General features: G+C 50.2%; 10 protein-coding genes and 3 pseudogenes. 9 read left to right on the forward strand and 4 right to left on the reverse strand.

Translation table 11 applies throughout. The features are described 5' to 3' along the window. The 3 genes and pseudogenes from silS to copM form a co-directional block, all read left to right on the forward strand. A pseudogene (gene silS, locus BV390_RS29095) lies at positions 1-609 on the forward strand (copper/silver sensor histidine kinase SilS); the annotation flags it as partial. 250 nt (positions 610-859) lie between these two features. Next, positions 860-1,291 (forward strand): silver-binding protein SilE, encoded by a 432-nt coding sequence (gene silE / locus BV390_RS29100; protein WP_045409016.1) that lies wholly within the window; start codon positions 860-862, stop codon positions 1,289-1,291. Between the two features lie 143 nt (positions 1,292-1,434). Next, on the forward strand, positions 1,435-1,785 hold the full coding sequence (gene copM / locus BV390_RS29105; RefSeq protein WP_064190166.1) for a CopM family metallochaperone: 351 nt from the start codon (positions 1,435-1,437) through the stop codon (positions 1,783-1,785). Positions 1,786-2,193: 408 nt separating this feature from the next. Here copM and BV390_RS29110 read toward each other — a convergent pair whose 3' ends face one another. Beyond that, positions 2,194-3,102: an HNH endonuclease gene (locus BV390_RS29110; RefSeq protein WP_001372261.1), complete on the reverse strand. Its 909-nt coding sequence runs from the start codon at positions 3,100-3,102 to the stop codon at positions 2,194-2,196. A gap of 636 nt (positions 3,103-3,738) precedes the next feature. On the opposite strand from BV390_RS29110, the gene BV390_RS29115 reads away from it, so the two are divergent. The 6 genes from BV390_RS29115 (at position 3,739) to arsC (ending at position 9,377) form a co-directional block, all read left to right on the forward strand. Then, on the forward strand, positions 3,739-4,713 hold the full coding sequence (locus BV390_RS29115) for a GGDEF domain-containing protein (RefSeq protein WP_004213565.1): 975 nt from the start codon (positions 3,739-3,741) through the stop codon (positions 4,711-4,713). Positions 4,714-5,068: 355 nt separating this feature from the next. Beyond that, positions 5,069-5,419: an As(III)-sensing metalloregulatory transcriptional repressor ArsR gene (gene arsR, locus BV390_RS29120; RefSeq protein WP_004206664.1), complete on the forward strand. Its 351-nt coding sequence runs from the start codon at positions 5,069-5,071 to the stop codon at positions 5,417-5,419. Between the two features lie 51 nt (positions 5,420-5,470). Continuing rightward, positions 5,471-5,833 carry an arsenite efflux transporter metallochaperone ArsD gene (arsD, locus tag BV390_RS29125; RefSeq protein ID WP_004206665.1) on the forward strand — a complete coding sequence of 121 codons (363 nt, stop codon included), beginning with the start codon at positions 5,471-5,473 and terminating at the stop codon, positions 5,831-5,833. A 17-nt stretch (positions 5,834-5,850) separates the two neighbouring features. Further along, a complete protein-coding gene (gene arsA / locus BV390_RS29130) occupies positions 5,851-7,602 on the forward strand; it encodes an arsenite efflux transporter ATPase subunit ArsA (protein WP_085397598.1) in 1,752 nt (583 codons plus the stop codon). A gap of 47 nt (positions 7,603-7,649) precedes the next feature. Next, the gene (arsB, locus tag BV390_RS29135; protein WP_016151355.1) at positions 7,650-8,939 is read left to right on the forward strand and encodes an arsenite efflux transporter membrane subunit ArsB; all 1,290 of its coding nucleotides are present in this window, start codon (positions 7,650-7,652) and stop codon (positions 8,937-8,939) included. 12 nt (positions 8,940-8,951) lie between these two features. Continuing rightward, entirely contained in the window at positions 8,952-9,377 is a 426-nt protein-coding gene (gene arsC / locus BV390_RS29140) for a glutaredoxin-dependent arsenate reductase (RefSeq protein WP_007779002.1), read from the forward strand. Positions 9,378-9,409: 32 nt separating this feature from the next. On the opposite strand, the gene BV390_RS29145 is transcribed toward arsC, so the two are convergent. The 3 genes and pseudogenes from BV390_RS29145 to BV390_RS29155 form a co-directional block, all read right to left on the reverse strand. Next, complete coding sequence (locus BV390_RS29145; RefSeq protein ID WP_064190165.1) at positions 9,410-9,838, reverse strand: GNAT family N-acetyltransferase; 429 nt, start codon at positions 9,836-9,838, stop codon at positions 9,410-9,412. 121 nt (positions 9,839-9,959) lie between these two features. Continuing rightward, positions 9,960-10,946: pseudogene (locus BV390_RS29150) on the reverse strand (ArsA-related P-loop ATPase); the annotation flags it as partial. A 5-nt stretch (positions 10,947-10,951) separates the two neighbouring features. Continuing rightward, positions 10,952-11,260 (reverse strand): annotated as a pseudogene (locus BV390_RS29155) (integrase core domain-containing protein); the annotation flags it as partial. Between the last annotated feature and the right edge of the window lie 105 nt (positions 11,261-11,365).

Consider the following 11,365-nt stretch of genomic DNA (forward strand, 5'->3'; position numbering starts at 1 on the left):
AGTCAGGATCGAACACAGAGGGAACTTGAGGATGTCCTCTATTCCAGTCTTGAAGAGTATAACCGGATGACCAAAATGGTCAGCGATATGCTGTTCCTGGCACAGGCGGACAATAACCAGCTTATACCTGACAGGGTCCGTTTTGACCTCAGAGCGGAAGTCATGAAAGTCTTCGAGTTTTTCGAAGCCTGGGCCGAAGAACGCAATATCACGCTCAAATTTAACGGGATGCCCTGCCTGGTTGAGGGAGATCCACAAATGTTCAGAAGGGCGATCAATAATCTGTTATCCAATGCCCTGCGTTATACCCCGGAGGGACAGGCAATCACCGTCTCAATAAGAGAGCAGGAGAGCTTTTTTGACCTTGTGATTGAAAATCCGGGGAAACCGATCCCTGAAGAACATTTATCAAGGCTGTTTGACCGTTTTTATCGGGTGGATCCATCCAGACAACGCAAAGGAGAAGGCAGCGGCATCGGCCTTGCGATTGTGAAGTCAATCGTGGAAGCACATCACGGAAGAGTGCAGGTGGAATCAGACGTACGCTCCACGCGTTTTATCTTATCCGTGCCCAGACTGGAGAAAATGATCCCGGAAACCCAATGCTGAAAATAAAGATGTAAATGACAAAGATGTCATTAGCCTGTCATGCAGCAAACAGAAGCCATTCGATATAATTAGTGCAACTTATCAGGAAGGCTGGATTGCTTCATCAATACCCGGCGTCAGAGTACGCCAGGAAATGAATATCCAGCCCTCTTCCGGAGAAATAAACGCTGCCGAACTTGTTTCAGTTATGGAACTGAAAACACCGGTTGTACTTCCCCGGACATCACTAATTCAGAAATGGAGAGTTATCATGAAAAATATCGTATTAGCATCTTTGCTGGGCTTTGGTTTAATTTCATCGGCCTGGGCCACTGAAACCGTGAATATCCATGATCGCGTCAACAATGCACAGGCTCCTGCTCACCAGATGCAGTCTGCTGCGGCTCCTGTCGGGCTCCAGGGGACTGCTCCTCGTATGACCGGTATGGACCAGCATGAACAGGCCATTATTGCTCATGAAACCATGACGAACGGCTCGGCGGATGCGCACCAGAAAATGGCGGAAAGTCATCAGAAGATGATGGGAACTGGCACCGTTAACGCTTCCCGTCCGGCGACTTCGTTTGCGGCGATGAATGAACATGAAAGAGCAGCTGTTGCCCATGAATTTACGAATAACGGTCAGTCCGGCCCCCATCAGGCTATGGCTGATGCACACCGCCGCATGATCAATGCAGGCTGAATGCGACGGTAGTATCCGTGCTGTTACCCTTTCCCTGATAGATTTTCCTGAAACAACGTTGCTACATTTTTGCCCCCCGTCAGGGGGCTTTTTTGTCTGACTCAGCTAAACTTATCCGGTAACCATCTGAAAGGGTTTATTATATGAAAATCACAAATTCGCTTTTTGTTATACTGATGTTATCCCTGCCAGCGATTTCCGCAGAACATTCAGAAATGAAAATGTCAGATATATCCTCATCGGCATCGTCACAGGAATATATGTCCGGCATGAAAGGTATGCATGACAAAATGATGGCCGCCGTTAATGAATCCAATCCCGATAAGGCCTTTGCAAAAGGTATGATCGCACACCATGAAGGGGCAATCGCAATGGCTGAGACCGAGCTCAAATACGGAAAAGATCCCGAAATGAGAAAGCTTGCGCAGGACATCATTAAAGCTCAAAAAGGTGAAATTGAGCAGATGAATAAATGGCTTGACAGTCATAAATAATGAACACTGGAGTGTTGTCTTGCGCACCCTCTTAGGGTACCCCCGGACACGAAAATATATAGCACTTAACTAATTAAAAACCCGAATAATTTCGGGTTTTTAATGTAACATTTCGGGTTTTAAATGTAACTTTCTTTTCTGAACGGAAATAATAGTCATACAATTTAATTTTCTTGTAATTACTCCTACTTTTAATCAGGTACTGGACGATGGATAACGGCTCCCGCCTGAGAGGGAAAATCCGTCTGGTTACCTGGCGCTATACTTAACCGATTGATCGACATGCCATGCTGATAAAATATTAAAATCCTCCCCCATAAATCTGAACCACATGACAGGATTGATAGTCAGGCAGTATTTCACATTCATTGCTAAAAAAATAAAAATAAGCATGCATCTTCTCGAAGATTAATTACCTTCCATCTTGTAAAAAAGAATCAAATCCTCTAATAATATCTCGATTCCCGCTTTTTTTAATACATCTTTCCGCTCGGCATATATTTTCCTCAACATATCTTCAAACCCCTTGCCAAGATGAATTTGTTTATGGCAGTTGCAACATAGTGATATGATATTCTCTTCCACATCCAGTGAATTCTCAAAATAGTCTTGCTTTGACATCGGGACAATGTGATGAGGTTCTGTGTAATTTAGAGGAGAGTTTCGCCTTCTGAACGTTGGATGGTCGCAATTAATTTCACATTTATAATCAGCTTTGTTAAGCGCATTTTTTGAAACAGATTTACTTCTTGGGTATGAGAGTCCATTTTTGACTTCTATTGCAGCTTTCTTAGGTTTCGCTTTTTCGCTATACTCAAATGTCTGAGTAACGTCAAAGTGATTACTTTCTTCTAGAGCAGTGATCAAATCATTATCTGAGTAAAAATCAATGCTTGAGCTTTCGTTCGTACTAAAAAAATCTAGTTCTTTTATTGCCTGAACAAGTTCTTCACGGATAGTCCATAAATTTCGCTTTGGGTTTCCTTTAATTTCTCTACTTTTCATGACTGTAATGAATTTTGTCCCGGAAGCAATCTTTCCGACTCCTTTAACCTCGAATCGGCCAAGCTGCTTCTGAACTCTTCCACCCAACCCATTGATTACACCATTAGCACTCATACTGTGCAGGTCGTACTTCTTGCCGATATCGAAACATGTACAGGAATGGTCTGGCTCAATGAACCATTTTTTTAACGCTGCAATACTTTTGTCATCAAAAACTTTTTTATCCCTTAATAAAATCTTCCATTCTTCAACGCTAATATCTATATCACAGACGTATTCACCATCAATTACTTCACATATTTTTTCAATCATGTCCATAACTCTCTTGTAACACAGGCTTTGTAATAATGTAAAATCCGTTACACGGCGTTGTATGTAATGTCATTGTCTCTTGGACTCCTACAGTCCAAAACAACTTTGTGTTTTGTTGTCCAAAAACTTTTTGTTGCCGTGAGTTCTCACTGAGATAAATCTCGCCTTGAGCGTATCACATCAGCAGACTTCCTCTCAACCTTATGGACTTAACCCGGTCATTCTTCACGACAAAGAAAGTACGGCATTTTACATGACGAAGAGACGGTCTCAGCTTCACATGACCGGATAACGTTTTTAATGTACTTCATTATTACGGCACGGGTGTTCAACGAGTATTTTTAAATATTAATCATTTTGTTTAACGGGTGGATACCTACAAATTTTAACATTTACTAATCAAGATAGCAGTTATACGTACTTTCCCGGCAAAAATCCTGAGGTTTACAGATTCCCTCACCGTAACAGACCCGGTCATTCCCCTGGTCCTCCGGAGAGTCTGGTACGAGTGATAAACGTGAATTCCTGTACCTGAAGTTCAGCCGCTGGCAGATAAGTCGTGAACTATAATTACACTCAGTCAGATCCAAACACCTTTTCATCTGCATATATACTTTGTACATACCAGGAGATTACATGCAGGCACCCGGTATACCGGAGAATGAAGAACAGAGGCTGAAGTCCCTGTATATTACCGGCCTTCTTGATACCCGTGACGATGAGCGTTTTGAACGCCTGACGCGGCTGGCCCGCAAAGCCTTTCAGGTCCCGGTGGCCCTGATAAGCCTGCTGGATCGCGAGCGCCAGTGGCTCCTCGCCTGCCAGGGCGTCGGCGTGCGCGAAACTCCACGTGATATTTCGTTCTGCGGGCACGCCATTCTGCAGGAAGGGCCTTTTATCATTCACGATGCGGCTGCCGATGCGCGATTTCACGATAATCCCCTGGTTACCGGTGAGCCACACATCCGGTTCTACGCCGGCCAGCCGGTGAGCCTGCCGGACGGCACGGTGGCCGGCACGCTGTGCCTGATCCACACCGTTCCCCGCGCCTTCACGGATGAGGACATTGCGTCCCTCCGGGACCTGGCCTGTATTGTGGAGGACGAATTCGAGGCCATCAGCATGGCCATGACGGACAGCCTGACGGGCATTCCCAACCGGCGCGGGTTTTACCGCGCCGGCGAAAAACTCTTCCGCGCAATGAACCGGCAGGATGCGTCGTTCAGCCTCATCTATTTCGATCTGGACAGGTTCAAACCGGTTAACGATCTCTGGGGACACGCGGAAGGTGACGAGGTGCTGAAGATCTTTGCCGGCTTTTTACATCAGCACCTTGAACCGGGTGAAATAGCAGGCCGCCTCGGCGGGGATGAGTTTGCCGCCCTGATCCGGCGAAACGGTAACACTCAGTCTTATCTGCACGCGCTGAGTGCCAGTCTCGATCATTACAATGACACCTCGGGCAAGCCCTACAACATCAATTATTCCTTTGGCGAACTGATCAATAACGCAGACCATTATACGACACTGGCGGAGATGATCGGTAAATGTGACGAAGTGATGTACCTGAAGAAAAAAAGAAAGACCCTGTCGCGGAAAACAGAACCGTGACGTTCTCCTTCCCGGCTGATCCCCTGACCCGGGGTTCAGCCGGACGGCATGAACAATATATTTAACCGCAGGACGCATAAAGTCATTTATATTTGCTCATGGTGCAATAGTCCACTCATCGCAACAATTACTCGTTTTTTGTGTCCATGCTGCAATAATTCCTCTTCTCCACTTCTGAGATCCGAAAAAAGGTAAAGTCGGATCTCTGTAACACACATGTATTTTCCCCGGAAAGTAACGGACGTATACCAGCGTGACAGCGTCACCTGACACTTTCACACATTCGATTTTCCGAATGTATGGTTGTTTTTTTTGTCTCCGGGCGTATGCTTTACGCAACCGAACAGGAGGAATAATGACCCTTACAGCCCTTAAGCTTTTCAAAAACCTGTCCGATGAAACCCGTCTGGGTATTGTCCTGCTGCTCAGGGAGATGGGAGAACTGTGCGTCTGCGATTTCTGCACGGCGTTGGATGAGTCCCAGCCCAAGATTTCCCGTCATCTGGCAATGCTCCGGGAAAGCGGTCTATTGCTGGATCGCAAGCAGGGGAAATGGGTTCATTATCGCTTATCCCCGCATATTCCTTCCTGGGCTGCTCAGGTGATTGAGCAGGCCTGGTTAAGCCAACAGGACGACGTACAGGCCATCGCCCGTAAGCTGGCATCGGCAAACTGCTCTGGTAGCGGTAAGGCTGTTTGCATCTAAAAAAAATTTGCCTGAACATATGTGTTTTTTCGAATGTATGAGGTATTCAGAATGAAGACGTTAACGGTGTTTGACCCGGCAATGTGCTGCAGTACTGGTGTATGTGGTTCAGATGTCGATCAGGTTCTGGTTGATTTTTCTGCTGATGTGCAGTGGCTGAAAGAACGTGGTGTACAGGTTGAACGTTACAACCTGGCGCAGCAGCCCATGAGCTTTGTTCACAATGAGAAAGCGAAATCCTTCCTCGACGCATCCGGCGCAGAAGGGCTTCCGCTGCTGTTGCTGGACGGCGAAACGGTGATGGCTGGGCGATACCCAAAACGCGCTGAGCTGGCTCGCTGGTTCGGTATTCCGCTGGAGAAGGTAGGGTTAGCTCCCACCAGTTGCTGTGGTGGTAATACTTCCTGTTGCTGAATATGTCAGGAGGACATATGAAATTCTTACAGAATATCCCGCCTTACCTGTTTTTTACTGGCAAGGGAGGTGTAGGAAAAACTTCCATTTCCTGCGCGACGGCTATCCGCCTTGCCGAACAGGGTAAGCGGGTTTTGCTGGTCAGTACCGACCCGGCCTCCAATGTTGGTCAGGTATTCGATCAGGCTATCGGTAACACGATTCGCCCTGTGACAGCAGTTCCTGCACTTTCCGCACTGGAGATTGACCCGCAGGAAGCCGCCCGGCAATATCGGGCCAGAATCGTTGATCCTATCAAAGGTCTTTTGCCTGATGACGTTGTTAACAGTATCAGCGAGCAGCTTTCAGGAGCCTGTACGACTGAGATTGCTGCGTTCGATGAATTCACGGGCTTACTAACAGACGCTTCCCTGCTGACCCGCTTTGATCACATCATTTTTGATACAGCGCCGACGGGCCACACGATTCGTCTGCTCCAGCTTCCCGGTGCCTGGAGTAGCTTCATTGAAAGTAATCCAGATGGTGCTTCCTGTCTTGGCCCAATGGCCGGGCTGGAAAAGCAGCGTGAGCAGTATGCTCATGCGGTAGAGGCTTTGTCCGATCCTGAACGTACCCGCCTGGTTCTGGTTGCACGACTGCAAAATTCTACACTGCAGGAAGTCGCCCGCACTCATGAGGAACTGGCTGAGATTGGCCTGAAAAATCAATATCTGGTGATTAATGGTGTGCTGCCTGAAGCCGAAGCTGAACATGACGCCCTGGCCGCGGCGATATGGCAACGTGAGCAGGAGGCACTGGCAAATCTTCCTGCCGGTTTATCTGAGCTACCGACAGATACCCTGTTACTCCAGCCAGTCAATATGGTTGGTGTTTCAGCATTGAAGGGACTGCTGGATACCCGTTCTGAGGCATTACCGCTCCCGGTAACGAATATCCTGTACACGCCTGAAAACTTATCTCTCTCTGGCCTGGTCGATGATATCGCTCGCAGTGAACACGGCCTGATTATGCTGATGGGCAAAGGTGGTGTAGGGAAAACCACGATGGCTGCTGCCATCGCCGTCAGGCTGGCAGACATGGGATTTGACGTGCATCTCACGACCTCTGATCCTGCTGCGCACCTGAGTACAACGCTGAACGGCAGCCTCAAAAACCTGCAGGTCAGCCGCATCAACCCTCACGATGAAACCGAACGCTATCGCCAGCATGTTCTTGAGACGAAGGGAAGAGATCTGGACGAAGCAGGGAAACGGTTACTGGAAGAGGATTTACGCTCTCCCTGTACAGAAGAAATTGCCGTGTTTCAGGCCTTCTCCCGTGTAATTCGTGAAGCGGGTAAGCGCTTTGTTGTCATGGATACCGCCCCTACCGGACACACGCTGCTGTTGCTGGATGCGACCGGGGCTTACCACCGAGAGATTGCCAAAAAAATGGGGAGTAAAGGTCATTTTACTACCCCCATGATGCAGCTTCAGGATCCGGATAGAACCAAAGTTCTGCTGGTTACGCTTCCTGAAACCACACCGGTCCTGGAAGCGGCAAACCTGCAGGCTGACCTTGAAAGAGCGGGGATTCATCCGTGGGGCTGGATTATCAATAACAGCCTTTCCATTGCGGATACGCATTCTCCGTTGCTTTGTCAGCGTGCTCATCAGGAATTGCCTCAGATTGAGGCTGTTAAGGATCAGCATGCTGACCGTATAGCGCTTGTTCCGGTGCTGGCGTCAGAGCCCGCCGGTATTGAAAAGCTCAGAGAGTTGATGAGCTAATTTTTTGACATATACAGGGCGACAAAGTCGCCCTGTCAGGAGGTTTTATGTTACTGGCAGGCGCTATTTTTGTCCTGACCATTGTTTTGGTTATCTGGCAACCAAAGGGATTAGGGATCGGCTGGAGTGCAATGCTGGGCGCGGGACTGGCCCTGATATCTGGCGTTGTGCATGTGGGCGATATTCCGGTGGTGTGGAATATCGTCTGGAACGCGACGGCGACCTTTATTGCCGTAATTATTATCAGCCTGCTGCTTGATGAGTCCGGCTTTTTCGAATGGGCGGCATTGCATGTTTCGCGCTGGGGTAACGGTCGTGGCCGTTTGCTCTTTACGTATATCGTTCTGCTTGGTGCAGCGGTGGCGGCACTGTTTGCCAACGATGGTGCGGCACTTATTCTGACGCCGATAGTCATCGCCATGCTGCTGGCATTAGGGTTCAGCAAAGGCACGACACTGGCATTCGTCATGGCTGCAGGGTTTATTGCCGATACATCCAGCCTGCCGCTTATCGTGTCCAACCTGGTTAACATCGTTTCTGCAGACTTCTTTGGACTGGGCTTCACCGAGTATGCGTCGGTAATGGTGCCGGTGGATATTGCAGCCATTGTTGCCACGCTGGTTATGCTGCATCTGTTCTTCCGCAAGGATATCCCACCGACTTACGACCTGTCTCTTCTGAAAGCACCGGCAAAAGCGATTAAAGATCTGGCAACCTTCAGAACCGGCTGGATAGTTTTAATACTTCTGCTGGTTGGGTTCTTTGTCCTTGAGCCGCTCGGTATTCCCGTTAGCGCGATTGCGGCTGTTGGCGCTGTGATCCTGTTTGCAGTAGCTAAACGAGGCCATGCCATTAACACTGGCAAAGTGCTGCGCGGCGCGCCATGGCAGATCGTCATCTTCTCATTGGGGATGTACCTGGTGGTCTACGGTCTGCGCAACGCCGGGCTAACCGAATACCTTTCAGGTGTGCTGAATGTACTGGCGGATAAAGGACTCTGGGCTGCGACGCTGGGTACTGGCTTCCTGACGGCCTTCCTGTCTTCCATCATGAACAACATGCCTACCGTGCTGGTTGGCGCTCTTTCTATCGATGGAAGCACCGCAACAGGCGTTATCAAAGAAGCGATGATCTACGCCAACGTGATTGGCTGCGATCTGGGACCTAAAATTACACCTATTGGTAGCCTGGCAACGCTGCTCTGGCTGCATGTCCTTACACAGAAGAATATGACCATCACCTGGGGATACTATTTCCGCACCGGGATCGTTATGACTCTGCCTGTGCTGTTTGTAACGCTGGCAGCGCTGGCGCTACGTCTCTCTTTCACTTTGTAATGAGATACTGATATGAGCAACATCACCATTTATCACAATCCGGCCTGCGGCACGTCGCGTAATACGCTGGAGATGATCCGCAACAGTGGTAATGAACCGACCGTTATTCATTACCTTGAAAATCCACCGTCACGCGATGAGCTGGTCAAACTCATTGCAGATATGGGCATTTCAGTCCGGGCTTTGCTGCGCAAAAACGTCGAGCCTTATGAAGAGCTGGGGCTTGCGGAAGATAAGTTTACTGACGATCAGTTAATCGATTTTATGCTTCAGCATCCGATCCTGATTAACCGTCCGATTGTGGTGACACCGTTGGGAACGCGTCTGTGCCGCCCTTCCGAAGTGGTACTGGATATTCTTCCGGATGCGCAAAAAGGCGCATTTGCTAAGGAAGACGGCGAGAAAGTAGTAGATGAGGCAGGGAAACGGCTGAAATAACCGAAAGGGGGCGATGCCCCCTTTCTCCTGCCTCAGCGTCCGGGTACCGGACTGTCCGGCAGCGTACAGCTCCCTTTTCCCAGCTGACACTGCAGCAACACCGTGTCCAGCCAGCGGCCATGCTTGAAACCGATGTCCTTCAGCGTGCCGATTTCAGTAAATCCGGAGCGAAGATGCAGCGCTACAGACGCGACGTTCGCACAGTCCCCCACAACCGCTATCATCTGGCGGTATCCCTGAGACCGGGCCCATGTTAAGGCATGATCGAGTAAGGCTTTTCCGCCCCCCAGCAGGGCGATATACCAGGGAAATCCACGTGACTGAACGTTTTTCACCCGGGCAAGCATTTCCTGCGTGTTCGGGGGGGCCGTCTCGAAGCTGCCTGTGCCGTGCAGGACATGATGGGCGTAAATACGGCGTATGGCGGGAATGTGCTGCTCTTCAGCATTGATAATGTGCATTGTATGACTCCTGTGACGTTGACTGACACACTACCGGAATTCGCGACGGCAGATTAAGCGCTTCATCTTATGACCTGTATAAGGAAATGTTTTAAGTGGAGGTGGGGCGTCGCCCCACCTGTCAGCCCGCCATTTCAGCCAGCAGGTCCACGCCTACCGGGTCGTCCTTCAGCAGTGGCGTCAGGGCAATGCGCTGTGCATAATGCCCGGCAACGTCGTCGATCAGCGGCAGTTCGCGACGGGCACGGGTGACCAGGAACGGGGAGGACGGCTTCGCGGCCGCGAGGCTGTTATTGATGACCCACGCCCAGGGGTCAATCCCGGCCCGGCGTAAGTCCTGCTGCAGCCCGGCCGCTTCCAGTACCGGCGTGGTTTCGGCAAGCGTCACGATAATGACTCTGGTCTTCTCCGGATCCTGCAGCTGCATCATTGGCGTTATCACGTGATCGTGAGCATGCCCCATCTGGCGCACCATTTCCCGGTGATAGGCCCCGGTTGCATCCAGCAACAGCAGCGTATGCCCGGTGGGCGCAGTGTTCATAATGACAAAATGGTCGTTGGCCTCTTTGATGATCCGGGAGAATGCCTGAAACACGGCAATCTCTTCGGTGCAGGGGGAACGGAGATCTTCCTCCAGTACCGCCAGTCCCTCCGCATCCAGCCCTTTTCCCTGATTTTCCAGCACAAAGCGACGATAGCGCTCAGTCTCTGCCTTTGGATCGATACGGCTAACCTGAAGGCCTGGCAGCGAGCCATCCAGGGTGTAAGACAGGTGGGCTGCCGGATCGGAGGTGGTCAGGTGGACTTTATGACCGCGTCTGGCCAGCGAGACCGCGACCGCAGCCGCCACCGTGGTTTTTCCCACGCCCCCTTTTCCCATTGTCATGACCAGCCCTTTTCCCGCCCGGCTGAGGTCCTCCACCAGGGAGGCAAGCTCCGGTAAATCGACCGTCGTGAGCGTGGCTCCCGGATCCGGCAGAACAGGTGTGCTCTCTGTAAACAGCGCCCTCAGGGCGTCCAGACCAACCAGATTAAAAGGCTTCAGATACAGCATCGACCGGGGAAGATGCGCGAGGTTTTCAGGCATGGCCCGTAAGGCCCGTTCTGAAGTGGTCAACAAAAACTGGCCACCGCGTTAGAGTTTTTCCAGTATCGGTTTTCTGATTCGTTTGGCGGTAACCCACCATTATATTCGTGCGGTCTTAGTGCGCTGTAATATCCAACGATATAGTCCGTTATTGCGTGAGCTGCATCGCTGAAGCTTACATAGCCCGTCGCCGGCACCCATTCGTTCTTCAGACTCCTGAAGAAGCGCTCCATTGGGCTGTTATCCCAGCAGTTTCCACGCCGACTCATACTCTGCCTGATCCGGTATCGCCACAGTAACTGCCGGAACTGCCTGCTCGTATAATGGCTGCCTTGGACGCCCTTCTAAGAGTCAAGCTGTTATCGGGATACTGTTGATCCGCCTGTTTTGATTGCGCAGTAACGTGTAAACTTCGCGGGAGATATATCGCTTTAGACAGC

It is taken from the genome of Klebsiella sp. YJ, from assembly GCF_002108615.1.
Classification (GTDB): Bacteria; Pseudomonadota; Gammaproteobacteria; order Enterobacterales; family Enterobacteriaceae; genus Klebsiella; species Klebsiella planticola.